This is a genomic window from Bradyrhizobium valentinum (genome assembly GCF_001440405.1).
Lineage (GTDB): Bacteria > Pseudomonadota > Alphaproteobacteria > Rhizobiales > Xanthobacteraceae > Bradyrhizobium > Bradyrhizobium valentinum.
In genome coordinates this window covers 1-24,519 of the sequence record NZ_LLXX01000119.1, presented here as the reverse complement: position 1 = coordinate 24,519, position 24,519 = coordinate 1, and the positions used below count along the sequence as shown (strand labels likewise).

Below are 24,519 nucleotides of genomic sequence, written 5' to 3'. Positions count from 1 at the left end.
TCGCGAGATTAAGAGGAAAGAAATGCCACGCATATTGATGACCGGCGCTGCCGGCGGGATCGGGACGAGCCTGCGCAAGCTGTTGCCGCCGATCTATCCGGATCTGCTGCTGAGCGATCTGAAGGCGCCGGTCGATCTCGGCAAGGACGAGAAGTTCAAGGCGGCGGACCTTGCCGATCTGGCGCAGGTCGAGGCGATCTGCGAGGGCGTCGACGGCATCCTGCATTTCGGCGGCTATTCGGTCGAAGGTCCCTGGGACTCGATCCTGCAGTCCAACATCATCGGCGGCTATAACCTGTTCGAGGCGGCGCGGAAGAAGGGCGTCAAGCGGGTGGTGTTCGCCTCGTCGAACCATGCGGTTGGCTTCTATCCGCGACATCACCGGATCGGCACCGACGTCACCGCGCGCCCGGACAGCCGCTACGGCGTCAGCAAGGTGTTCGGTGAAGCCGTCGGCGCGCTCTATGCCGACAAGCACGGGCTTGGCGTTACCTGCCTGCGGATCGGCAATTTCGGCGAGATGCCGCTGGACCACCGCCGGCTTTCGATCTGGCTGAAGCCGGAGGACCTGGTGCAGCTCTGCCGGATCGGGCTCGAGCACCCCGATATCCATTTCGAGATCTTCTACGGCGCCTCCCATAACGAGCGCGCCTGGTGGGACAACCATCGCGCCTACGAGCTCGGCTATCGGCCGACCGGCCGCGGCGAGGATTTCCGCGAACACGCCATGGCCGAGCAGGCCAAGCTGAAGCCGGATCCGGTCGGCGATTACTACCAGGGCGGCACGTTCTGCAGCATGGAGTTCGACGGCGACAAGAACAGGATCATCGACTGGAAGTGAGATCTCTAATTCCGGGTCATGCGCCCTTGCGGCGCGGGCCCGGAAACCATACTGACGATCATATCGTGGCCCGAGCTCACCAGGGCGCCCGGAAGCTAAAGCCTCGAAGAGGGGAACAAGAAAATGGCCGACGGACTTCGCAAGGGACTGACGAGTTATGGCGACGCTGGCTTCTCGCTGTTCCTGCGCAAGGCCTTCATCAAGGCCATGGGCTACTCGGATGATGCGCTGAACAGGCCGATTGTCGGCATCACCAATACCTATAGCGACTACAATCCCTGTCACGGCAACGTTCCGCAGATCATCGAAGCGGTGAAGCGCGGCGTCATGCTGAGCGGCGCGATGCCGATGGTGTTCCCGACCATCTCGATCGCCGAGAGCTTTGCCTATCCGACCTCGATGTACCTGCGCAATCTGATGGCGATGGATACCGAGGAGATGATCCGCGCCCAGCCGATGGACGCCGTGGTCGTGATCGGCGGTTGCGACAAGACGTTGCCGGCGCAGATCATGGCGGCGGTCTCCGCCGATCTGCCGACCGTCGTCATTCCGGTCGGGCCGATGGTGGTCGGACATCACAGGGGCGAGGTGCTCGGCGCCTGCACTGATTGCCGTCGGCTCTGGGCAAAGTATCGCGCCGGCGAAATCGATGACAACGAGATCGAAGCCGTCAACGGAAGGCTTGCGCCTTCAGTCGGCACTTGCATGGTGATGGGCACCGCGAGCACCATGGCGTGCATCACCGAGGCGCTCGGCCTGTCGCTGCCGATGAGCGCGACGATTCCGGCGCCGCACGCCGAGCGTTTTCGCTCGGCTGAAGCCAGCGGCAAAGTCGCCGCCGCGATGGCCAAGGCGAAGGGGCCAAGGCCGAGCGAATTGCTGACGCCGGTCTCGTTCCGCAACGCGCAGGTGGTGCTCCAGGCGATCGGTGGATCGACCAACGGCCTCATTCACCTCACGGCAATCGCTAACCGCACCAAACACCGCATCGATCTCGAAGCATTCGACAAGCTCGGACGCGAGGTGCCGGTGCTGATCGATCTGAAACCGTCAGGCGAGCACTATATGGAGCATTTCCATCATGCCGGCGGCGTGCCCAAGCTGATGGCGCAGCTTGGCGACCTCATCGACCTCAATGCCCAAACCATCACCGGCCAAACGCTGCGCGATGTTGTCGCCGGCGCCGAGGAGGTGCCGGGGCAGGACGCCATCCGTCCGCGCGACAATCCGATCAAGGCCGAAGGCGCAATGGCGGTGCTGCACGGCAATCTTGCGCCGCGCGGGGCGGTCATCAAGCAATCGGCGGCAAGCCCCAAGCTGCTGCAACATACCGGCCGTGCCGTGGTGTTCGAATCCGTGGAAGACATGACACTGCGGGTCGACGATCCCGATCTCGACGTCAACGCCGACGACGTGCTGGTGCTGCGCAATGCCGGCCCCAAAGGTGCGCCGGGTATGCCGGAGGCTGGCTACCTGCCGATTCCGAGGAAACTCGCGCGCGGCGGCACCAAGGACATGGTGCGGATATCCGACGCACGCATGAGCGGAACCGCGTTCGGCACGATCGTGCTGCACATCACGCCGGAATCCGCCGTGGGCGGGCCGCTGGCGCTGGTGAAGAACGGGGACATGATCCGCCTCGATGTCGCGAAGCGCAGCATCGATCTCTTGATCGACGCGGCCGAACTGGAGAAACGTCGCGCGGCGCTGTCGCCCGCCGTCGCGCCCGATTGGGCCAGGCGCGGCTACGCGCACCTGTTCAACGAGACCATTCTGCAGGCCGACGAGGGCTGCGACTTCGATTTCATGCGCGAGCAGGGCAAAGACTAAAGCGCTTCAGCGTACTATATGGTCGTCCCTGCGCACGCAGGGACCCATACCGCGTTGTGCTCTCCGTTGAAGTGAGATGATGGTCGCGTCTTCAAACAACTCGAGACGGTGGTTATGGGTCCCTGCTTTTCGCAGGGACGACAGCCGCATGCGAGGCACCAGCTCTGCCAACAATCACTTCGTCTTGCTGGTGAACTTCTTCACCGCAATGCGGAAGTCTTCGGTACGCATGGCGTCGATGATCTTCGCTTCCTCGGCATCGAGCTGCTGTCTGGTCGGCGTAACCGCGGCCTGGTAGACCAGCGACTTGGTGCCTGCGATCGCCGCTGGCGGGTTCTGCGCCAGCCGCTCCGCGAATTTGCGCGTTTCCGCTTTCAGCTCTGCCGCCGGAACGACGCGGGCGACCAGGCCCCATTCATAGGCCTGCTGCGCGGTAAAGCTGTCCTCGGCCAAAAATATCTGAAGCGCGCGACGGGTGCCAACGGTCCCGACCATGCCGACCGTACTGCCGCCATCCGGCGAAACCCCAATCTTGGCATAGGCCGGCGTGAACCGGGCGTCATCGGCGGCAATGCAGAGGTCGGTGACGAAGGCCAGCCCCATGCCGGCGCCGGCGGCGGAGCCGTGGACGCTGGAGAGAACGATCTTCGGCATCCGTCGCACCGTCTCGATAAAGGCGTGGTAGTGCTTCAGCAATTCTCCCACCACGGGCGCAACGGTATCGTTGGCGGCGGCTGCACCGATGGTCTGCAAGTCGCCGCCGGCGGAGAAAGCGCGGCCTTCGCCCTCGATCACCAGCACCCGTATGTCGTCGTTGCCTTCGACCTCGGCGCCAAGTTGCTCGAGCTTTTGCGCGATCGAGAGATTGATCGAATTGAAGGCCGCGGGCCGGTTGAGCGTGATCGTGGCAATCGGGCCCTCGATCCTGAGCAGGGCAGGGGCGTTGGCGGCGGTATCATCGGAGGTCGGCATGACTGGGCCTCAGCTCGGAACGGAGCCAGCATTTAAATAGAGAAGGTAACAGGTGGCAATCCCCAGCAAGGTCCGCAAAATACCGCACAATCCTTCCTCCTGGGCCATGGCGCTCTTGCGTCTCATCGCGCCATGAGGTCAGATAGGGCTTGTCATCGTTCAGGACGGACACGAGCGCCGCTTCCGATGGACGAGACAGGCAAGCCAAAATCAGTGGAGAGGAAACGACATGGGTCATTCCCGTGTGCTCGAACGTAGGATGTCCCCATGACGGTAGGACCGGTTGTCATCATTGGCGCGGGCCATGCAGGCTTCCAGCTCGCGATGTCGCTGCGCCAGCACGGCTTTTCCGAACGCATCGCGCTGTTGAACGATGAAGGCCATCTGCCGTACCAGCGGCCGCCGCTATCCAAGGCCTACCTGAAGGGAACCAGCGGCCCAGACAGCCTGATGTTCCGCCCGGAAAAATTCTATTCCGACCAGAAGATCGATCTGATCGCAGGTCGCGCGGTATCGATCGACCGTGCTGCCCGCAAGGTGTTGCTCGCCTCCGGCGCTTTCCTCGATTACGGCCATCTGGTGCTGGCGACCGGCGCGCGCAATCGCCTGCTCGACATTCCCAACGCCAATCTCGACAGCGTGCGCTACTTGCGGACGCTCGACGAAAGCCAGTCGTTACGGGACTACATCGCTCCGGGTCAGCGCGTCATCGTGATCGGCGCCGGATTCATTGGCCTGGAATTCGCTGCGACCGCCCGGGCCAAGGGCGCCGAAGTCGACGTCATCGAGCTCGCGCCGCGGGTGATGGCGCGCGCGGTGACCGCGGAGATCTCGGAATATTTTCAATCGCGGCACGCCGCGGCCGGTATCCGGATTCATCTCGGCGTACAGGTCACAAGCATAGAAAGCGACGGCAGCAACGTTACCGGTGCGAGCCTCAGCGACGGGCGGCATATCAAAGCCGATCTGATCGTGGTCGGCGTCGGCGTCCTGCCCAACGTCGAACTGGCGGCGGAGGCTGGCTTGCCGGTCGCGGCCGGAATCGTTGTCGACGAGCATCTCCTGACGGCCGATCCGAATATTTCGGCGGTGGGCGATTGTGCGCTGTATGCGAGCCCACGGTTCGGCGGCTCGTTGCGGCTGGAATCGGTGCAGAACGCCACAGACCACGCGCGTTGCGTCGCGGCCCGGCTGACCGGCGATGCCAAGCCGTACGACGGATTGCCCTGGTTCTGGAGCGATCAGGGCCCCGACAAGTTGCAGATGGTGGGACTGACCACCGGCTATGACCGCGTGGTGATGCGTGGCGATCGCGCGCAGGGGGCGTTCTCCGCGTTCTGCTACAAATCCGGACAGCTCGTCGGCATCGAGTCCGTCAACCGCGCGGGTGACCACATGTTCGGACGGCGCTTACTTGCCGCCAACGGCTCGATCACGCCCGAGCAGGCGGCCGACACCGGCTTCGATCTGAAGAGCGCCCTGACTTAAATTGGACTTATCGCGGCGCCAGTCTGCTTGCATCCGCCGATCATTTCGGCAACGCTTCGCCGGCAGTCCCGACAAGAGGTCTCCGGCAGTCAGTTTCGGAGGGTACATGTTCGTTTGGATGCGCCGTCTTACGTTGACCGGCGCCATCATCGTTGCCTCGGCTATGGCTGGCCCAGTTTCGGCACAGACCAAGTTGAAATGGGCGCATGTTTACGAGGTCACCGAACCCTACCACACCGAGGCATTGTGGGCGGCCAGCGAGATCAAAAAGCGTACCAACGGCAAATACGACATCGAGGTGTTTCCGGCTTCCCGGCTCGGCAATGAGAACCAGCTCAACGAAGGCCTCGGCCTCGGCGCGGTCGATATCGTTTACGTCGGCATCAACTTCGTTGCGGCGACCTACAAGCCGCTTGGCATCACCGGCGCGCCGTTCATGCTGCGCGACTTCGATCACTGGAAGGCCTATCGCGCCAGCAAGCTTTTTGCCGAGCTGGTCAAGGGTTACGACGACAAGACCCGGCACAAGATCGTCGCGCTTACCTATTATGGCCAGCGTCATGTCAGCGCCAACAAGCGCATCAGCAAGCCCGAGGACATGAAAGGGATGAGTCTGCGCGTGCCGCCGGCGCCGCTGTTTCTGATGTTCACTAAATCCGTCGGCGCCAGCGCAACGCCGATAGCCTTTTCCGATGTCTATAATGCGCTTCAACAGGGTCTGGTCGACGGCCAGGAGAATCCGCTGCCGACGATCATGGCCAAGAAATTCTACGAGGTGCAGCGCCACATCGTGCTGACCGGCCACATCACCGAGTCGATGGTCACGGTGGTCGGCGGTCACGTCTGGAATAAACTGACGCCGGACGAACAAAAGCTGTTTGCGGATACGTTGAAGGAAGCCGCCGCAAAGGCGACGGAGGCGATCGAGGCGTCCGAGAGGGTTCTGGCCGGGGAGTTCAAGAAGCTCGGCATGAGCGTGGTCGAGCCTGATCGCGAGGCGTTCCGAAAGGCGGCGATCCCGCTGCACAATGATGCATCCGTCGGCGCCGGCTGGACCAGGGCGCAATACGACGAGTTGCAGGCACTGAAGTAAGGCGACAGTCGTCGCCTAGCCGCGCAACGCCGCCACTTCCGCCGCGGTCGGCATCGACGGCCCGGCGCCCATCCGCTGCACGCAGATCGATGCGGCGGCATTGGCATAGTTCAGGGCGTCCCGGACAGTCATTCCGCCAGCCAGTTGCGCGGCGACGGCGCCGACAAAGCAATCGCCCGCGCCAGTGGTGTCGAGGGCCTTTACGGGACGACCGGCGATCATGGACGCATCACCGCCGATCAGCGCAAGCACGCCGCGCTTGCCGAGCGTCACGCAGATGATTCTGTTCGGGCCGGTTAGCAGCGACCGCGCCGCTTCGATGAACCGGGCAGGGTCATCGGTATCGTGAAGCTCGGTTCTCGTGAGAAACCCCAACTCCGTCTCATTCAGGATCAGCACGTCGACGAGATCGAGCAACTCCGGGGCGAACATGGTCGCCGGTGCCGGATTGAGAATCGTGGTCGCCCCGGCCGCGCGCGCCCGTTTGAAAAAGGCGCTAATCGTGGGCTGCGGAATTTCGAACTGGCTCACCGCAACGTCGCCTTTGGCAAGGAGGGGGGCGGCGACATCCTCGGCACTGACCAGCGCATTGGCGCCGGGCACGACGACGATCGTATTGTCGGCATCTGCAATGGTGATGACGGCCGTCCCGGTATGGATATCCGCGGTGTCCTTAACCAAGGCGAGGTCGACGCCTTGCGCGGCGAGAAATTGTCGCAATTGCTGGCCGAACACATCCGTCCCCAGCCGGCCGATCAGCGTTGACGGTGCACCGAGTTTTGCGGCGGCCACGGCCTGGTTGGCGCCCTTGCCGCCCGGAAAATAGTGCACCTCCTTGCCGGCGACCGTCTCGCCGACCTTCGGATGCCGGTTGGCCGTCGCCACCACATCCATGTTGATGCTGCCGGCGACGAACACGCGTCCCATACGTAATACCCCCGTTCGCGCCCTCAGGCGTGTACCTGAAATTCCCGCTTGATCGCCTCGATATCCGCCACCGTCGGCAGACCGGCCTCGTTGCCAAGGCGCTGGACCTTGAAGGTCGAGGCAGCGCGCGCAAACTCGAAATGCTCCTGCCAGCTTTTAGCGGGATTGGCGAGATAGGAATAGACATAGGCGCCGTGGAAGACGTCACCTGCACCGTTGGTATCGATGACCCGCTCGGGTGGAATCGGAAGCGCGGGAAGGCGGCGGACGGCGCCCGTCTCGTCATACCAGAGCAGGCCCTTCTCTCCCATGGTGACGCCGCCGATGCGGCAACCGCGGCTCTTCAGGTAATCCAGCATGGCCTCCGGCGTCTTGTCCATCTGCTCACACAGGCGTTCGGCGACGATGGCAACGTCGATGAACTCCAGCAGCTCGTGGGTGTTGGTACGCAGGCCGCCGCCGTCGAGCGATGTCAGAATGCCGTCCTGGCGGCAAAGTTTGGCATAATGGATTGCCGCGTCCGGCTGGTGGCCGTCCACATGCAGCGCGCGGCAGCCCTTCAAATTCAGCATCGGGAACGGATGGATGTGTTCGTCGTCGCGGCAGCGCACGATGGCGCGTTTGCCGTCTTTCGGCATAATGAACGACAGCGAGGAGGAGTTGACCTTGCGCGGATGGATCGAGATTCCGTATTTCGCAGTCATGTCCTGAAACATGCGGCCGAGCCAGTCGTTGGCCATGGTCGCGATCAGGTCCGGCACGATGCCGAGCTTGGCGCAGCAGAATGCCGCCGTTACCGCGTTGCCGCCAAACGACACCGCGTAGGCGGAGGCCACGTGTTTTTCGTCGCCGGTCGGCATGTGGTCGGTGATGAAGGTAACGTCGATATAGGTCTGTCCGATGAAGAGAGCCTGCATTCGTTTTCCGTCATGAGCTGGGGGTGGTCCCGGCGCGGCGCAGATACATTAGCACTGGTTATCGGACGCATTCGCTGAAATTATTCGCAACCGTGCCGTCTTTGCTGCTTGAGATGGGAGTATAGAGGAGACTGCGACCGTCCTTAAAGGGGGCCTTGGGCATACCGCCGTATAACGGTTGACGGCTGTCCGGGTTTCCCGCCGGCGCGACAAAAGTGGAGGAAATGATGACGGTTTATTCCGGTCCGGTGTTCGACATGGCGGTTAACCAGTTCGGCGTCATTGCCAACCATCTGGAAATCCCGATGGACGAGCGCGACCGCATCCTGATGCCGAAGCGGGCGGTTACTGTCTCTTGCCCGATCCACCGCGACGACGGCACGGTCGCGGTATTCGAAGGCTATCGTGTCCAGCACCACCTTACCCTCGGTCCGACCAAGGGCGGCACGCGGTTTGCTCCCTCTGTCGACATCGGCGAGGTCGCGGCGCTCGCGATCTGGATGAGCTGGAAATGTGCCCTTGTCGGTTTGCCCTATGGCGGTGCCAAGGGCGGCGTCAATGTCGATCTCTCCACCATTTCCAAGCGCGAATTGGAAGGGCTGTCGCGCCGCTACATGCAGGAGATGATCCCGTTCGTCGGTCCGCATACAGATGTGATGGCGCCGGACATGGGCACCAACGAACAGGTGATGGCCTGGTTTATGGACACCTATTCGATGTACCAGGGCCAAACCGTGACCGAGATCGTCACCGGCAAGCCGGTATCGTCGGGCGGCACACTCGGGCGACGCGAAGCCACCGGCCGCGGCGTCGCCTATCTCGCCAGGCGCGTGTTGAAGGAGTTGTCGATCAATCCCGGCACCGCGACCGCCGTGATCCAGGGCTTTGGCAATGTCGGCTCCTACGCCGCGCTGGAACTACAGCAATATGGCCTGAAGATCATCGCTGTCAGCGATCACACCGGCGCGCTGCATGATCCGGCCGGGCTCGATATTCCCGCGCTGATGCGGCATACCGGCAAGCATGGCAGCATCGCCGGATTCTCCAACGAGCTCGCCTTCGATCCCGAACAGATTCTCACGCTGTCCTGCGACGTGCTGGTGCCGGCGGCGATGGAGCGCGTGATCGATGCGAAGGTCGCCGAAAATCTCAAATGCCGAGTGCTGGCCGAGGGCGCCAATGGTCCGACCACGCCGGAAGCCGATCTGGTGCTGGAGAAGCGCCAGGGCGAGGTGTTCCTGATCCCCGACATCCTCTGCAATTCCGGCGGCGTAGTAGTCAGCTACTTCGAGTGGGTGCAGGACCTGCAGCAATTGTTCTGGGAGGAAGAGGAGGTGACGCGGCGCGAATATGCGATCCTCGATCGCGCCTTCGATGCCATGGTGCAGCGCGCGAAAGCCGACAAGATCCCGCACCGCACGGCAGCGATGGCGATCGGCGTCGAGAAGGTGCGCGCGGCCAAGAACGTGCGAGGACTCTTTCCGTGATCACCGGCCTCGATCACGTCGTCGTTCTCACCGGCGACATCAATGCCGCGAGCGGGGCGTACCAGACCCTATTCGCCCGCGCACCGGCCTGGCAGAACAGCGGCGAGGGCGCCGACCGCGTCCTGTTCATGCTCGACAACACGACGCTGGAATTGATGGCGCCGAGCGGCGAGGGCGCGAACGCCGATCGGATTCGCGAGGTGCTTGCGGCCCAGGGCGAGGGACTGGCGAGCATCTGCTTCCGGACCGGCGATATCGCCAGGATGCATCGCAGGCTCGATCGGCTCACGCTGAAGCCCGACACCATTGCCGAGGTGGAAAGCCGCGATGCGGTCTCCGGCGCGACGCTGGCATGGAAGCGGACCCGCGCGGCGACCGAAGCCACGCGCGGCATCCGCCTGTTCTTTCTCGAGCGTGACAAGGAGCGGCCGCTTTCGGTGCGAACGACGACCGGATCGATCACGGCGATGGACCATGTCGTGATCTCGACGTCGGATCCCGAGCGGGCCGCCGCTCTCTATGGCGCGCGGCTCGGCCTTGACATGGCGCTCGATCGCTCGCACCCGGATTGGGGCCGGCTGATGTTCTTCCGCTGCGGCGACCTTATTGTCGAGGTCACGCATCGGCCCGGCAAGCAGGCCGACACGACGCAGGACAAATTACGCGGCCTGTGTTGGCGCGTCGCCGACATCGACGCCACCCATGCGCGGCTCGTTCAGGCCGGCGTCGACGTCTCGGAAGTCCGCACCGGCCGCAAGCCGGGCACGCGGGTCGTGACGGTGCGCAGCGGGACGTGCGGCGTCCCAACGCTTCTGGTGCAGCCGTCGGCGGGGAAGGACGCGTAAGGCGACCTTTACCCTGCCCTGGAGGGGAGGGTGAACAACCTTCGTTCTCAAACCGCACCTTGCGTGCTACAGCTTGGCCTATGCGACCAGCGGGCGACTGATTTGGCAAAGGCAAAACGCGTTCAGAAATGGCAGCGGGACCCCGAGGGCATGCGGCTTCGCATTCTCGAGGCCGCCAAGCAGGAATTCGCCGCTCACGGCCTGGCCGGCGCGCGCGTCGACCGCATCGCGGCCAATGCCGGCGCCAACAAGCGCATGCTGTACTACCACGTCGGCAACAAGGAAGACCTCTACCTCGCGGTGCTCGAGGGCGCCTATGAGAAGATCCGTTCCGAGGAGCGTGGGCTCGATCTCGAACATCTCGATCCACCGGAGGCGATCGAACGGCTGATCGACTTCACCTGGAACTATTTCCTCCGCAATCCGGAATTCCTGGCGCTGCTCAACACCGAAAACCTTGCAAAAGCCAGGCACCTGAAGCGCTCGACCAAAGTCAAATCGATGCATTCGCCATTCGTCGAGATGATTCGCACGGTGGTGACGCGCGGCGTCGAAAGCGGCGACTTCCGCGTCGCCGTCGATCCGGTCCAGCTCTACATTTCTATCGCGGCGCTGTGCTTTTTCTATCTTTCAAACAGCGCGACACTTTCCGTGATCTTCGGCCGCGACCTCCTGAAGAAGGAGGCGAGGGACGAGCGGCTGGCGCATATGGTCGCGCTGGTGCTGGCGGCGTTGACGGGGAAATCAACAGCGGATTTCGGCAACGCAGTGGGGCAGGGCACGCGGTCGCCTGAGCGTCAGCCGGTGTGATTCTTTGTCGTCCCGGCGAACGCCGGGACCCAATACGTTGCTGCCCCTCGATTTGAGCGGTAGTCGTTGCTCTGACAATTAACGCCCGTGGTTATGGGTTCCTGCTTTCGCAGGAACGACAAAATATCGCACGAAAACCCGCTTGCCAGTATTTATCCAACGGGTTAATTTCCTGCCCGAAAAGAAGATCAGGTAGGGAGCGGGACGTGGCCGAGCTGAAGCGCGAGAGTGGCGTGTCGAAAGCGCTGAACGCGGCCTGGGTGCGGCCGTTTCTGTTCCTGCTCTTCATCGTGGTGATGTGGGATCTCACCATCCGCCTGTTCCAGATTCCGGCCTACCAGATCCCGGCGCCTGGCGATGTCGTGGCGGTGCTGCGGACGGATTGGCCGGAACTGCTGCGGCAGGCCTGGCCTACCACCTACGCCACCATCTGCGGCTTCCTGCTGTCCGCGCTGTTCGGCATCCCCGTCGCGATGCTGATCGCGGGATCCAAGACGGTGGAAAGCTATGTCTATCCGCTGCTGGTGTTCTCGCAATCCGTGCCGAAGATCGCGATCGCGCCGCTGTTCGTGGTGTGGTTCGGTTTTGGCATCATCCCGAAGGTGATTTCGGCGTTCCTGCTTGGATTTTTCCCTGTCGTGGTGTCCGCGGTGCAGGGCTTTAAGTCGGTCGATCCTGATATGGTCGACCTCGCCCGCGCGATGCAGGGCAGCCGCTTCCAGGTGTTTCGCGCCGTCAACCTGCCGCATGCGATGCCCGCGATCTTCTCCGGCCTGAAAGTGTCGGTGACGCTCGCGGTCGTCGGCGCCGTGGTCGGCGAATTCGTCGGCTCCAATTCCGGCATCGGCTATGTGATGCAGCGCTCGATCGGAACCTTCGACCTGCCGACGATGTTTGCCGCGCTGGTGATCCTCGCGCTGCTCGGCGTCATTCTGTTCTGGGTCGTCGACCGCATCGAACGTCTCGTGATCCCCTGGCACGTGAGCCAGCGCGAGGACATCATTTTTGCTTCGTAAGCCAAACCAACAAGCGGCCTATTCAAGGGCCGCACCAACACCAATGGGAGGAAGACAATGATACGAATGATAGCGGCAATTTCCGTCGCCCTGATCTGGACCGCGCTTTCCGTGCTTCCGGCATCGGCCGCCGACAAGGTCGTGCTAATGCTGAACTGGTACGTCTACGGCGAGCACGCGCCGTTCTATTACGGCAAGGCCAAAGGCATATATGCCGCCGAGGGCATCGACCTCGAGATCCAGGAAGGCCGCGGGTCGGCGGCGACCACGCAGGCGGTTGCGGCCAAGACCGCCAATTTCGGCTATGTCGACGTGCCCACCATGATGCGCGCGGCGGTGAAGGGCGCGCCGATCGTCGCCACCGGCGTGCTGCTGCAGACCAGCCCGATGTCGGCGATGGGCTTTGTCGAAAAGAACATCAAGAAGCCCGAGGACATCAAGGGCAAGACGGTGGCGATCACGCCGGCCGATTCCATGACGCAGATCTGGCCGCTGTTTTTGAAGAAGACCGGCCTGAAGGAAAGCGACTTCCAGACCGTGGCGGGCGACGGCCAGACCAAGCTGAATGCCGTGATCAACGGCCAGGCTGATCTGTTGCTCGGCTACGTCATGGACCAGTCGATGAAGATCAAGGACGCGACCGGCAAGGACGTCAACGCGATCAAGTTCGCCGACTACGGCATCAACATGGTCTGCTCGGGCGTCGTCGCCAACACCGACTTCGTCAAGGCCAATGCCGATCTGGTCAAGCGCTTCATGTCGGCGACCACCAAGGCGGTCGAAGCCGCCGAGAAGGACCCGAAGGGCGCCGCGCAGTCGATCCTCGACGCCAATCCGAAGGGCGGCAAGATCGAAACGCTGACTCAAGGGTTTGAACTGACGATCCCGCTCTATCGCACGCCGGAAACCAAGGGCAAGCGGCCGTTCCAGGTCACCGATCAGAATATGACCGATACGGTCAATCTGATGGTCGAATATGGCGGGTTGGATGCCAAGGCCAAGGACAATCCGAAGGCGTTCTACACCAAGGACTATCTGCCGCAGGGCGGTTCGTGATCGGCCTTTGACAATTCTATCGTCGTCCCCGCGCACGCGGGGACCCATAGCACCGGCCTTTGTTGTTACAGCGGGTCCCTGCCAGGGTGCTCGGACTAAAGGACACGGGGTGTGGGTCCCTGCTTTCGCAGGGACGACGAGCGGAGAGACTTTTCCGAATGGACTCATCTGAATGAATCCCGCGACTAAACCAACCGAGACCAATCAGCCAAGCGCCCATCTGCGCCTGGTGTCTGATCGCGCAGGCAGCGCTGCGTCGGGCATCACGCTATCCGGCGTCTCAAAGACCTATCGCTCGCGCGACGGCGACGTGCCGTCGCTGCGGCCGCTGGATTTCCACATCAATGAGGGCGAGTTCTTTGTCGTGGTCGGCCCGTCCGGCTGCGGTAAGTCCACGCTTTTGAAGATGATCTCCGGGCTGCTCGCACCGTCGACCGGCGAAATCCTGGTCGAAGGTGAGCCCGTGACGAAGCCGCACGGCAATGTCGGCATCGTGTTCCAGAACGCGCTGCTGCTGCCATGGCGCAACATCCTGTCCAACGTGATGTTTCCGATCGACATGAAGAAACTGCCGCGCAACGAGTATCTGCCGCGGGCGAAAGCGCTGTTGAAGCTGGTCGGCCTGGAAGGTTTCGAGAAGAAATTGCCTTGGCAGCTTTCGGGCGGCATGCAGCAGCGCGCCTCGATCTGCCGCGCGCTGGTGCACGATCCCAAGATCATGCTGATGGACGAGCCGTTCGGCGCGCTCGACGCCATGACGCGCGAAAAGATGAACGTTGAGCTGATGCGCATTCAGCGCGAGACCGGCAAGACCGTTCTCCTGATCACGCATTCTATACCGGAAGCCGTGTTTCTCGCCGACCGCGTGCTGGTCATGACCGAGCGTCCCGGCGCGATCGCCGCCATCTACGACGTGCCGCTGCCGCGTCCGCGCTCGCTGGACGCGATGGCCGATCCCGCCTTCACCGAACTGGTGCAGCGGATTCGCAAGCATTTCTTCACGCAAAGCGCGCTGGACTGAAAGCTGGCTTCATGCCGTATCGTTTGGCCGTAAAGGACATCGATTTTTTTGAACGGCAGGTAACCTTTGCCCGGCCGTTCCGGTTCGGCGCGGTCGTCATTAACGCGACGCCGCAGGCTTTCGTGCGGGTTGAAATCGAGGTCGAAGGCAAGGGCAGCGCGATTGGCGCCAGCGCCGAATTCCTGGTGCCAAAATGGTTCGACAAGCGGCCGCACCTTTCGCCGCTGGAGACGGTGATCGAGCTGCGGCGCTCGCTGCTGATCGCGCGGGACATCTATCTGGCCCATTCCGGCTTCGAGACCGCGTTCGGCCTGCACGCCGCCTGTATCGGCGCGCAGATCGAAGCATGCGCCAGAGAAGATATCCCGCCGCTGGCCGCGGCATACGGACCGGCCGAAATCGACAAGGCGATCCTGGATGCCCTTCTGCGCTGTACCGGCGCCAATTTTTTCGATGGCATGGCGGCCAATATCGCTGGCATCGATGCCGGCCTGTCACGTGATCTCAGCGACAATGACGTGACGCAGTTTCTCGCAAGCCGCAAGCGGCTGGAGCGCGTCGCGATCCGACACACCGTCGGCATGGACGATAAGGTCGAAGGCGAGGGCGGGGTTGCCGACAGCAGGGAAAACGCCGGCGCACGCTATTTTAAGCTCAAGCTCAACGGCGATCCCGCTCACGACGCAGATCGGCTCATCCGGATCGGCCGCGAGCTTGCCACGCTCCCCCATGATTACCGCGTCACGCTGGACGCCAACGAGCAATATGCCGATCTCGCAGCTTTGAGCGCGCTGGTCGAGCGGCTCGATCGCGAGGCTGCACTACGGCCGATCGCGTCCAAATTGCTCTATATCGAACAGCCGATGCCGCGAGACATCACCCGGCAATCGCCGCTCGGCGCGCTGGCGCGGCGCGATTTCATCGTTGACGAAGCCGACGACTCCTACGACGCGTTCCCAGTGGCGCGGGTGCTCGGCTATCGTGGTATCTCCTCAAAATCCTGCAAGGGTATCTACAAATCGGTGATCAACGCGACCCGCGCGGCCAAGTGGAGCGCGGGCGGCGAAAAATGCTTCATTGCCGGCGAGGATCTGACCTGCCAGGCGGGACTTGCCGTGCAGCAGGATCTTGCGCTCGGCGCGCTGATCGGCGTCACCCACGCCGAGCGCAACGGTCATCATTATGTCGACGGCTTTGGCGACACGCCGGCCGTCGAAGCGGAGGCGTTTCTTGCGGCGCATCCCGATCTCTATGCCCGCGACGGCGGCAAGGTCCGGCTCGCGATCCACGATGGCGATCTCCTGACGGGATCGCTGACCACGCCGGGCTTCGCCACGGCCACGCATCCGGAATGGTCCGCGATGTCGCCGCTTGAGCAGCCCACAGCCAGAATTTCCTTGGAGAAAGCAGTATGACGACCAAACGCCTCGGCCTGATCATGAACGGTGTGACCGGCCGCATGGGGCTCAACCAGCATCTGATCCGCTCCATCGTCGCGATCCGCGACCAGGGCGGCGTGCTGCTGTCTAACGGTGACCGCATGTTGCCCGACCCGATCCTGATCGGCCGCGACGCGGACAAGGTGGAACGGCTCGCCAAGCGCTTCAACGTCGAGCGCTGGTCGACCGATCTCGACAAGGCGCTGACCGCAAAGGACGACACCATCTTCTTCGACGCCGCGACCACGCAGGCGCGTCCCTCGCTGCTGACGAAAGCGATCGAAGCTGGCAAGCACGTCTATTGCGAAAAGCCGATCGCGACCAATCTGGATGAGGCGGTCGCGGTGCTCAGGCTCGCCAATGCCAGGGGCGTCAAGCACGGTACGGTGCAGGACAAGCTGTTTTTGCCGGGCCTGAAGAAGCTCGCGTTCCTGCGCGATTCCGGCTTCTTCGGCCGCATGCTCTCGGTGCGCGGCGAGTTCGGATACTGGGTGTTCGAGGGCGGCTGGCAGGAAGCGCAGCGCCCGTCGTGGAATTATCGCAGCGAGGACGGCGGCGGCATCATTCTCGATATGGTCTGCCACTGGCGCTACGTGCTCGACAATCTCTTCGGTGAGGTCGAGAGCATCTCTTGCATCGGCACGACTGATATCCCCGAGCGTTTCGACGAGAAGGGCAAGAAGTACACGGCGACCGCCGATGACTCCGCGTATGCCACCTTCCGCCTCAAGGGCGGCGTGATCGCGCATATCAATATGTCCTGGGTGACGCGGGTCTATCGCGACGACCTCGTGACCTTCCAGGTCGACGGCACCCATGGCTCGGCCGTCGCGGGCCTGACCGATTGCGTGATCCAGGCTCGCCAGGCGACGCCGCGCCCGGTGTGGAACCCGGACGAAAAGCGCACCCACGATTTCTACGCCGACTGGCAGAGGGTTCCGGAAAACGCCGTCTACGACAACGGCTTCAAGGAACAATGGGAAATGTTCATTCGCCATGTCTGCGAAGACGCGCCCTACAAGTTCACGCTGCTGGAAGGCGCCAAGGGCGTGCAACTCGCCGAGTGCGCGTTGCAGAGCTGGCGTGAACGTCGCTGGATCGACGTCGCCCCGATCAAGGTGTGAGGCAAAGCAAGGGATTTAGCATCATGAACAAGCCCGTATTGCCGATGTCTTCGCTGTCGCTGAAACTGCCCGCGGCTAATGGCTCGATCGAAACCTACCGCCTGGCGGCGTCGCGGACGTTTCCGGCGAAACTCAAAGGTGCGCTCAACCGCGTGGCGTTTTCCGCAGCCCATGTGGTCGCCGATCCTCTCGCCGACACTGATCCGTGGCTTTCGGCCGCGATCGACTGGGACAGGACCATTGCGTTCCGCGAACATGTCTGGGACCTAGGCCTCGGCGTCGCGGAAGCCATGGACACCGCGCAACGCGGCATGGGCTTGGACTGGCCGACCTCGCTGGAGTTGATCCAGCGCTCAGTGAAGGCGGCCAAGGCAAAGGGGAACGCGCTGGTATTTTCCGGCGCCGGCACCGATCACCTGGCGGTGGAGGACGCCAGGACGATCGACGACGTCATCCGCGCCTATGAGGAGCAGATCGCGGCGGTGGAGAAGGCCGGCGGCCGCATCATCCTGATGGCCTCGCGCGCGCTGGCGAAACTCGGGCGCAGCGCCGACGACTACGGCAGGGTCTATAATCGCGTGCTGTCGCAGGTTCGCGAGCCCGTGATCATCCACTGGCTCGGCGACATGTTCGACCCGGCGCTGGCTGGCTATTGGGGCACTGCCGATCTCGACAAGGCGATGGATGTTGCGGTTGCCATTATCAACGCCAACGCGGCCAAGGTGGATGGCGTAAAAGTCTCGCTGCTCGACAAGCAGCGCGAGGTCGACATGCGCCGGCGGCTCGACAAGAACGTCAAGATGTATACCGGCGACGATTTCAACTATGCCGAACTGATCGCCGGCGACGATAAGGGTTTTTCGCACGCGCTGCTCGGCATCTTCGATGCCATCGCGCCGGCGGCGTCCTATGCGCTGTCGCGGCTGGCCGCCGGCGACGAGGCCGGCTTCCACGACGTGCTGGGGCCGACTGTTCCGCTGTCGCGCCACATCTTCCGGGCACCGACGCGGTTTTACAAGACCGGCATCGTGTTCATGGCCTATCTCAATGGCCATCAGGATCATTTCACCATGGTTGGCGGGCAGGAGAGCACGCGCTCGACGCTGCATCTGGCCGAACTGTTCCGGCTCGCCGACAAGGCCGGGCTGCTCTCGAACCCTGAACTGGCGACACGGCGCATGAAGACGGTGCTGGCAACGCGCGGCATCGAGCCCTGATGCGCGATTTTTCTTCCGATCATCGCTGGCTGTCACTGAATACGGCGACGGTCCGCAAGCAGGGCGATCTCGTCGCCATCATCGAGGCCTGCGCGCGCCATGGCATCCGCGCCATCGATCCCTGGCGCGACCAGGTCGCGGCCGTTGGTCTCGATCGCGCGGTCCGCGCGGTGCGTGACGCCGGGCTTGAATTGTCAGGCTACTGCCGCGGCGGCATGTTTACCTCCGATGCGGCGCACCGCATCGAGGCGCGCGACGACAACCGCCGCGCCGTCGACGAAGCCAAGGCGTTGGGCGCGCCCTGCATCGTGCTGGTCGTCGGCGGCCTGCCGCAATATTCGCGTCCGGGAAGCGCGGCCTCGAAGGACATTGTGGCTGCGCGTACGCAGGTCCATGACGCGATCGCGGAAATGCTGGAATATGCGAGAGAGGCCAACATGCCGCTCGCGATCGAGCCGCTGCATCCGGCCTATGCCGCCGACCGCGCTTGCGTGAACACGACGAAGCAGGCGCTGGATATTTGCGACCAACTCGATCCGCAGCGCACCGGTGCGCTCGGCGTCGCGCTGGACGTCTATCACATCTGGTGGGATCCGGAATTGATGCTGCAGATCGCACGCGCTGGAAAGGATCGTCTGCTCGCGTTTCATGTCTGCGACTGGCTGGTGCCGACTAAGGATATTCTCAACGACCGCGGCATGATGGGCGATGGCGTCATCGACATCACATCTGTGCGAGCGGCGGTCGAAGCGCAGGGCTTTGCCGGCTATTCCGAGATCGAAATCTTCTCCAACGACTGGTGGGCAAGATCGATGGACGAGGTCTTGAAAATTTGCATCGAACGGCATCGGACGGTCGTTTAGCAACAGTCAATCGAAGCGGCTTGTTCGCTGTCTCAATGGCGGACGGTGTTGTCTCGAATGTGAACTGCCGTGCGCACTTTACTCTGATAGCGTAGCGCGAAGAGACAGCGCGCGGTTCCAGATTTAACCTTTTGCGCGGCTATTTAGATTAACAAAGGGTTACCGTTGCGCGCGCGCGAACTCCGGCGCTAGCTACTCCGCACGGAGAACGTCTCCGATAGCGATGAGCGACAACATGAAAATCCTTTACGCAATTGCGACCCTCGCCCTGCTGTCGACATCGGCGCAGGCATGGCAGATCGTGGAACGCTGCACCCACAGCAAGTTCTATGGCAATGTGTGCACGACGTCCTACCTGGACGACCCGCCGCGCAACGCGGCGCAGGATCAGGAAAACGAGAAGGCAAGGCGCGCCAGCATCGAAAAATGGGAAGCGTTCTGCAAGCCGCAGCGCACCTACGATAGCGAAGGCGTTGTCCGCCTGGTTTACGCCCGCAAGGGCTGCGAGTTCGGCCGCAGCGAGTAACGGGTCGCTTGCGCTCCCCGCAATCTGCGCGGAGCACTCCGGGCATACCGGGCTCGACGGTTCCGGCGCCTTGTCGCGCCCGAAATACCGCTAAATCTTTATCTACCAAATTGCGACCCGGTTAGTCACGCCGCTTTACGCCGCCTCAATGCTTGTCGGGCATTCCTGACGTTCGGCATTCATTTCAAAGGGCAGTGTCCATGCGCGTCTTCATCGCCATCTCGATTGTCGCAGCTTCGGTATCGTCCGCGTCCGCGCAATTCGCGATGGATCACGGCCACGCCGCGGATGCCGCGCAGGCCGCCCGCGCGGCGCGGGCTGCAGCGGATGCCAAGGCCGCGGCCATTGCCTCCGGCGCGCCGCTGCTTCCCAGCCAGCAAACCAACTTCTACGTCGGCAACCGCGGCACCCTGAAGATCGCGCCCCGGACAGCGGAAGAGTTGAAGGCCGATGAAGCCGCCGCCCAGGCTGCCTGGAAGGAGCGCTGCCGGCCGATAGTGGTCGAAGACCGCGAGGGCCTGCGGCGCGTGAAATATGCCGAACGGGATTGCGATCTTTCCCGCTTCAACACCGCTGGCAACTAGAACTGCCGTACACTAGGGCGGAACCGAGCAGCGCCTGAGCCTGCTCGGGTCGACTGCTGCGGGACGGCGGTCCGGTTTCGGCTATGCCCTCCGGGGTCGAAATGCTAGAGCTTCCCCAACCACCGTTGGGGCGGCATGACTTTCACTTCCTGGCAGTTCGGCGCCTTTGTCGCGATCATATTTGCGGCCTATTACCTGCCGGCGCTGAGGACGTTTCAGGTCCACCTCCTGGTCTTCGCCAGCCTGTTCTTTTACGGACACGGCCAGCCGGAACTGCTGGCGCTGTTGGCTGTCGCGGTTTTCGGAACTTATCTCTTCCTGGTCCTGGCATTGCGAAACCGGCAGGTCTGGCTTCCGGTCGGCATCGCCTTCAACCTCGTGCTGCTCGCGTTCTTCAAATACAAGCTGCTGTTCATCGATCCGGCGTCCCCCAGCCTGGTCGACTTCGCGCCGCTTGACTTCCTTCTGAAACTACCGCTGCCGATCGGCATTTCATTCTTCGTCTTCCACAACATCAGCCTTCTGGTTGATCTGACCCGGCAGAAGACGGCGCCGCCGACGCTGACCGGCGTATTCCTCTACATCATTTTCTTTCCGCAGCTCGTGTCAGGTCCGATCACGCGCGCGGAAATGTTCATGCCGCAAATCAAGCCGAAATATCTTGCGGACGTTCCGCTGGTCGAGGCCGCGAAATGGATCCTGACTGGGTTCTTCTTCAAGCTCTACGTTGCGAATAACCTCAATGAAATGACGTCTTATATGAGCTTCCCGCTCTATGAGACGCTACAGACCCAGGATCGCTGGCTGCTCGTCTTCCTCTACAGCTATCAGATCTATGCGGACTTCTTCGGCTATTCCGCGATTGCGATCGGCCTTGGTCTCTTGTTCGGCTACCGCTTGCCGATCAACTTCAATCTTCCCTACATCGCGACATCGTTCTCCGAGTTCTGGACGCGCTGGCATATCTCGCTATCGACCTGGCTGCGGACCTATCTTTACGTTCCGCTCGGCGGCAATCGCCATGGCATATGGCGGACCTATTTGAACCTGATGATCGTGATGGGATTAGGCGGTCTCTGGCACGGCGCCGGCCTTAGCTATCTGATGTGGGGATTGATGCACGGCCTGTTGCTGGTGCTCGAACGCCCCTTGCTGGGGCGGCTGGCATCGATCGATTTTGCGGTGCTTCGAGCGGCGCGAATGACCGTCGTCTTTGTCTGCGTCACCATGCTCTGGATTTTCTTCAAGCTGCCGAACTTCGATCATGCGGTCGGCTACCTCACGGGCATGTTTACGCCGAGCACGAATCCCAATCCGACAAAACTGTTCTACAGCCTGGCGCTGCTTTACTCGCTGCCGGTCATGATTCAGCATCTTGGTTTTCGTCCGCTGTTCGAGGGAAGACTTCGCTGGGCGGAGCCATATCTATACGGCTCGATGGCCGCGCTGATGTATCTGGAAGCCGGTCCTGAAACTTCGTTCATCTACTTTCAGTTCTAGAGGCGAGGAAAAATGTCTGCCGTTCGGTGGTTGGTGAAATGCGGTGCGGGCGCGGCGATTTTGCTGATCGCCTGCGGTTTCGCCACCGTGCGCTTCGGCAGCGGGCTGCAAATGCCGGCGACGACGACACGGGATGGCACGCTGATCACGCTGAGCCGTTACCTGCGCGAGCCCGTGCCCGACGTCGTGCTGGTGGGCAGCTCGATCACGTTCCGCCTCAAGGAGGAGTATTTTGCAACGGCCGGCTTGCGGAATCTGGCGCTTGCGGGGGGCTCTCCGGTTACCGGGCTGGAGATCGTTGCGAACCAGTCGCAGCTCCCGAAATTCATTCTGGTCGAGGCGAATGTTCTGACCCGTCCCACTGATGCGGCGCTGGTCGAGCGTTACTCACGCGGTGATACCGAGCCGTTGTTCTTTCGCCCTGTCAGGGCTGCGGTCGCCGCCTATGAGCAGCGGCTTCACGCCTCGGTTACGCATGAGCAGGTCGTACTCAATCTGCGCAAACTGACCGAGCAGCCGCCGAGCGATTTCGACAACCGGGTCTACGCGGACCGCGCGCTGCAGCAGTTCAATGCGGAGGATCCGGCGGATGCCGCCCGGATCAACGCGAAACGAATTGAGGAATTAATCCGGATGGTGGAGCATCGCGGCGCGCGGGTGTTGCTGTTCGAGTTACCGTATTCGGAGCCGATTGAAGGCTCGCGGTATGCAGCGACCACGCGGGAGATTGTTCACGCCGCGTTTCCGGATACGAAACGATGGTTGCCTGTCGAAGTGAACAGAAGCGAACTGCGCTGGGCGGACGGCGTTCATCTCGACGAACGCTCTGCGGTGATTGTGACGCAGGCGATGGAACGCACTTTAGCATTGGTGCGCACGGTGAAGTAATGGATGGCTAGCCGACCTGCCTTCCGAAAACGCCTGCGGCTGCGGCGTTATCGCGGTTGAGCAAGGAAAGCGATGATCTTTTTTCTATCCTCGCTCGATGAGAGGCCGCCATACGGCTTCATGCTGTTGCCGGGTACGACCTCGTCGGGGTTTGCAATGAAGCGATCGAGCTTCTCCTCGTCCCAGACGAAGCCTGCCTCCTTCATCGCGCTGGAAAACCCGTAGTCCGGTAGCGATCCTGCCTTCCGACCAATAATCTTGTGCAGGTTCGGGCCGAGCCGGTTGTCGCCCTCTCTCACGATATGACAGGTTCTACAGGCATTGTTGAACGCTTGTTGTCCTGAGGCGTCCTGCGCGCCTTGCGAAGCCTGAGGTAGGGCGGAGGGCGATGAAACCATGCTCGCCATTCCGCTCAAGGCGCTAATCAAGAACATCCTATGACGGTGCCGCACAGGTATACCTGGCCGACTGGACGAAGGCAGGGCGAGAAGCGTGACGAAGTGCCATTTCCTCATTCGATCCTCATAAGGATTGAGTTTCGCTCAGGGGCTTGCGACCTGTGGCAGTGCATTGAAGCGCGCCTTCTGTTCGCTGCTCAACGTGGCATAGAACTTGTCCAATGCGTCCTCCACCCAATCGGCTGCCTCGAGCATGGCCTTGAGACGCTTCTCCATCGTGTCCAGCCGCCCGACCGGCGTAAGCGGCACGTCGTCCGGGCAGGCAGCTTGTAGCCCTGCAACCGCCTTCTTGGTCACGTCGCTCAAGCGGTCAAGCGCCTCCTTTTGCTCGCCCGCCGGCCGTACGACAGCCTCGATCCGTTCGATCGGCAGCTGGGTGAGGCTGGATTTCGGATCGCCGCAAGCCTCGGCCTGAGCATTCGCTTCCTGCTGTGGCGGCTGTGGCGATCGCTCGCCGACGTTCGGGCCAAGCGCGTTGAAACGCGCCTTCTGCTCGTCGTCCAGCGAATTATAGAACTGCTCCAGTGCCGGCCGGACGATCCTCACCGCGTCGAGCGTTGCGCTGACGCGGTTCGTCATCGCTCGCAAGCGGCCGGGCGGCGTCATCGCATAGGTATCGGCGCAGGATTCCTTGAACACATCGGCAGCCTTTGCCGCAGCGGCTTTCAATTCGTCGAGCAGGGCGCGCTGCTCGGGCGTCGGCTGGACCGCGCGCGTGATCTCCGCGATTGGCCAGGCGGTCACGCCCTTATCCGGATCTCCACACAATTGCCGGAGAGTCTGCCGGCTCACGCTTGCGGGCTTGCGCGTTCGGAAATCGGTGATCGCCGCGCTGGGTTCAGGATATCTGGCGTAAGCGGAATACGGGCTGTCCGTACCCCAAAATACCGTGTCGACGAAGTCGTCGTATGCGTAGGCCCAATAGCCGGCATCGTAGGCATGGGGCCAGAAGGTGTAACTGAAGATGTCGGAATAGGCGTAGGGCCAGAAGACCGGGCCAAGCCAGGCAACAAACGCGGCGCGGTGCCCGTGCCGCCAAGCGTGGCGGGGAGCCCAGCGGTTCTCGCGGGCCATGAGCGCGGTTCGGGCTTGCAAGGCGTCATTGCTGCGGAAGTGCGCGGCAAACCGTCCGCGGGCTGCAGCCTGCGCGGCGGCAGCAGCGGCGGATCGTTCAGCCGAAGGTGGTGCCAGCCGCTGCAGGCGCACCTGATCGGTTTGCTGCAGGCGCTGTTCGCGCTGGAGCAATCTGTTCTGCGTCTGCAGCAACCGTTCCTGCGCACGTTGCGCCCGGAGACCTTCCGGCTTCTGCGACTGCAATTGCTGCACGCGCTGCTGCAAGCGATCGATGCGGCCCTGCCGCTCTGTGCTCTGGCGCGACAGCGTCTCGCGCTGCCGTTCCTGCACAATTTGCTGTCGCTGCTGGATGCGCTGCTCACGCTGTTGCGCACGCGTTTCGATCTGCTCCTGTCGCGACGGTCGGCCGCCCACAGCGGGCAGTGTGCTCGGGCGCGATGGTGCGGCGATGCGCGGCTCGGGTCTCGTCATGGCCGGTCGCTGCGACGGCGCGGCACGCTGGATCTCGGGTCGTGGCCCTGCAACGCGCGGCGCGGCCGCTCG

Annotated in this window: 24 protein-coding genes; 19 read left to right on the top strand and 5 right to left on the bottom strand. The window is 62.4% G+C overall.

Features of this window, described 5'->3' with window-relative positions; genetic code table 11:
• The first annotated feature begins 22 nt into the window (after positions 1-22).
• Positions 23-841 (top strand): NAD-dependent epimerase/dehydratase family protein, encoded by an 819-nt coding sequence (locus CP49_RS18250; RefSeq protein ID WP_057851592.1) that lies wholly within the window; start codon positions 23-25, stop codon positions 839-841.
• A 123-nt stretch (positions 842-964) separates the two neighbouring features.
• The gene (locus tag CP49_RS18245) at positions 965-2,671 is read left to right on the top strand and encodes an IlvD/Edd family dehydratase (RefSeq protein WP_057851591.1); all 1,707 of its coding nucleotides are present in this window, start codon (positions 965-967) and stop codon (positions 2,669-2,671) included.
• A 174-nt stretch (positions 2,672-2,845) separates the two neighbouring features.
• Here the strand turns inward: CP49_RS18245 and CP49_RS18240 are convergent, their stop codons facing one another.
• Positions 2,846-3,643, bottom strand: a complete 798-nt coding sequence (locus CP49_RS18240; RefSeq protein WP_057851590.1) for an enoyl-CoA hydratase/isomerase family protein — start codon at positions 3,641-3,643, stop codon at positions 2,846-2,848.
• Between the two features lie 267 nt (positions 3,644-3,910).
• Here CP49_RS18240 and CP49_RS18235 point away from each other — a divergent pair, with 267 nt between their 5' ends.
• A complete protein-coding gene (locus CP49_RS18235) occupies positions 3,911-5,131 on the top strand; it encodes an NAD(P)/FAD-dependent oxidoreductase (RefSeq protein ID WP_057851589.1) in 1,221 nt (406 codons plus the stop codon).
• 106 nt (positions 5,132-5,237) lie between these two features.
• Positions 5,238-6,224 carry a sialic acid TRAP transporter substrate-binding protein SiaP gene (locus tag CP49_RS18230; RefSeq protein ID WP_245310744.1) on the top strand — a complete coding sequence of 329 codons (987 nt, stop codon included), beginning with the start codon at positions 5,238-5,240 and terminating at the stop codon, positions 6,222-6,224.
• Positions 6,225-6,239: 15 nt separating this feature from the next.
• Here the strand turns inward: CP49_RS18230 and CP49_RS18225 are convergent, their stop codons facing one another.
• Both CP49_RS18225 and CP49_RS18220 read right to left on the bottom strand, forming a co-directional pair.
• Positions 6,240-7,151: a ribokinase gene (locus CP49_RS18225; RefSeq protein ID WP_057851588.1), complete on the bottom strand. Its 912-nt coding sequence runs from the start codon at positions 7,149-7,151 to the stop codon at positions 6,240-6,242.
• A gap of 23 nt (positions 7,152-7,174) precedes the next feature.
• The gene (locus CP49_RS18220; RefSeq protein ID WP_057851587.1) at positions 7,175-8,068 is read right to left on the bottom strand and encodes a sugar kinase; all 894 of its coding nucleotides are present in this window, start codon (positions 8,066-8,068) and stop codon (positions 7,175-7,177) included.
• A 227-nt stretch (positions 8,069-8,295) separates the two neighbouring features.
• On the opposite strand from CP49_RS18220, the gene CP49_RS18215 reads away from it, so the two are divergent.
• The 14 genes from CP49_RS18215 to CP49_RS18150 all read left to right on the top strand — a co-directional run bounded on the left by CP49_RS18215 (position 8,296) and on the right by CP49_RS18150 (position 22,444).
• Positions 8,296-9,555 carry a Glu/Leu/Phe/Val family dehydrogenase gene (locus tag CP49_RS18215; protein WP_057851586.1) on the top strand — a complete coding sequence of 420 codons (1,260 nt, stop codon included), beginning with the start codon at positions 8,296-8,298 and terminating at the stop codon, positions 9,553-9,555.
• Positions 9,552-10,400 carry a VOC family protein gene (locus CP49_RS18210; protein WP_057851585.1) on the top strand — a complete coding sequence of 283 codons (849 nt, stop codon included), beginning with the start codon at positions 9,552-9,554 and terminating at the stop codon, positions 10,398-10,400. Before CP49_RS18215 ends, CP49_RS18210 begins: the two co-directional genes overlap by 4 nt.
• A gap of 102 nt (positions 10,401-10,502) precedes the next feature.
• On the top strand, positions 10,503-11,210 hold the full coding sequence (locus tag CP49_RS18205) for a TetR/AcrR family transcriptional regulator (protein ID WP_197423152.1): 708 nt from the start codon (positions 10,503-10,505) through the stop codon (positions 11,208-11,210).
• A gap of 206 nt (positions 11,211-11,416) precedes the next feature.
• The gene (locus tag CP49_RS18200; RefSeq protein ID WP_057851583.1) at positions 11,417-12,226 is read left to right on the top strand and encodes an ABC transporter permease; all 810 of its coding nucleotides are present in this window, start codon (positions 11,417-11,419) and stop codon (positions 12,224-12,226) included.
• A 57-nt stretch (positions 12,227-12,283) separates the two neighbouring features.
• Positions 12,284-13,282, top strand: coding sequence for an ABC transporter substrate-binding protein (locus CP49_RS18195; protein ID WP_057851582.1), 999 nt, complete (start codon positions 12,284-12,286; stop codon positions 13,280-13,282).
• 172 nt (positions 13,283-13,454) lie between these two features.
• Complete coding sequence (locus CP49_RS18190; protein WP_057851581.1) at positions 13,455-14,303, top strand: ABC transporter ATP-binding protein; 849 nt, start codon at positions 13,455-13,457, stop codon at positions 14,301-14,303.
• An 11-nt stretch (positions 14,304-14,314) separates the two neighbouring features.
• Positions 14,315-15,718 carry a hypothetical protein gene (locus tag CP49_RS18185; protein WP_057851580.1) on the top strand — a complete coding sequence of 468 codons (1,404 nt, stop codon included), beginning with the start codon at positions 14,315-14,317 and terminating at the stop codon, positions 15,716-15,718.
• Positions 15,715-16,866, top strand: a complete 1,152-nt coding sequence (locus CP49_RS18180; protein ID WP_057851579.1) for a Gfo/Idh/MocA family protein — start codon at positions 15,715-15,717, stop codon at positions 16,864-16,866. The genes CP49_RS18185 and CP49_RS18180 overlap by 4 nt, the downstream gene beginning before the upstream one ends.
• Before the next feature lie 23 nt (positions 16,867-16,889).
• Positions 16,890-18,083, top strand: a complete 1,194-nt coding sequence (locus CP49_RS18175; protein ID WP_057851578.1) for a dihydrodipicolinate synthase family protein — start codon at positions 16,890-16,892, stop codon at positions 18,081-18,083.
• The gene (locus CP49_RS18170; RefSeq protein ID WP_057851577.1) at positions 18,083-18,946 is read left to right on the top strand and encodes a sugar phosphate isomerase/epimerase family protein; all 864 of its coding nucleotides are present in this window, start codon (positions 18,083-18,085) and stop codon (positions 18,944-18,946) included. The genes CP49_RS18175 and CP49_RS18170 overlap by 1 nt, the downstream gene beginning before the upstream one ends.
• Positions 18,947-19,181: 235 nt before the next feature.
• A complete protein-coding gene (locus tag CP49_RS18165) occupies positions 19,182-19,472 on the top strand; it encodes a hypothetical protein (RefSeq protein WP_156438508.1) in 291 nt (96 codons plus the stop codon).
• A gap of 200 nt (positions 19,473-19,672) precedes the next feature.
• Complete coding sequence (locus CP49_RS18160; protein WP_057851575.1) at positions 19,673-20,056, top strand: hypothetical protein; 384 nt, start codon at positions 19,673-19,675, stop codon at positions 20,054-20,056.
• 135 nt (positions 20,057-20,191) lie between these two features.
• Positions 20,192-21,556, top strand: a complete 1,365-nt coding sequence (locus tag CP49_RS18155) for an MBOAT family O-acyltransferase (RefSeq protein WP_057851574.1) — start codon at positions 20,192-20,194, stop codon at positions 21,554-21,556.
• 60 nt (positions 21,557-21,616) lie between these two features.
• Positions 21,617-22,444 (top strand): hypothetical protein, encoded by an 828-nt coding sequence (locus tag CP49_RS18150; protein WP_156438507.1) that lies wholly within the window; start codon positions 21,617-21,619, stop codon positions 22,442-22,444.
• 47 nt (positions 22,445-22,491) lie between these two features.
• On the opposite strand, the gene CP49_RS18145 is transcribed toward CP49_RS18150, so the two are convergent.
• The gene (locus CP49_RS18145; RefSeq protein ID WP_245310759.1) at positions 22,492-22,851 is read right to left on the bottom strand and encodes a c-type cytochrome; all 360 of its coding nucleotides are present in this window, start codon (positions 22,849-22,851) and stop codon (positions 22,492-22,494) included.
• A gap of 135 nt (positions 22,852-22,986) precedes the next feature.
• Complete coding sequence (locus CP49_RS18140; protein WP_245310743.1) at positions 22,987-23,976, bottom strand: Spy/CpxP family protein refolding chaperone; 990 nt, start codon at positions 23,974-23,976, stop codon at positions 22,987-22,989.
• A gap of 15 nt (positions 23,977-23,991) precedes the next feature.
• On the opposite strand from CP49_RS18140, the gene CP49_RS47480 reads away from it, so the two are divergent.
• Positions 23,992-24,519: hypothetical protein (locus CP49_RS47480; protein WP_245310742.1), on the top strand; the 528-nt coding region annotated here is incomplete at its 3' end.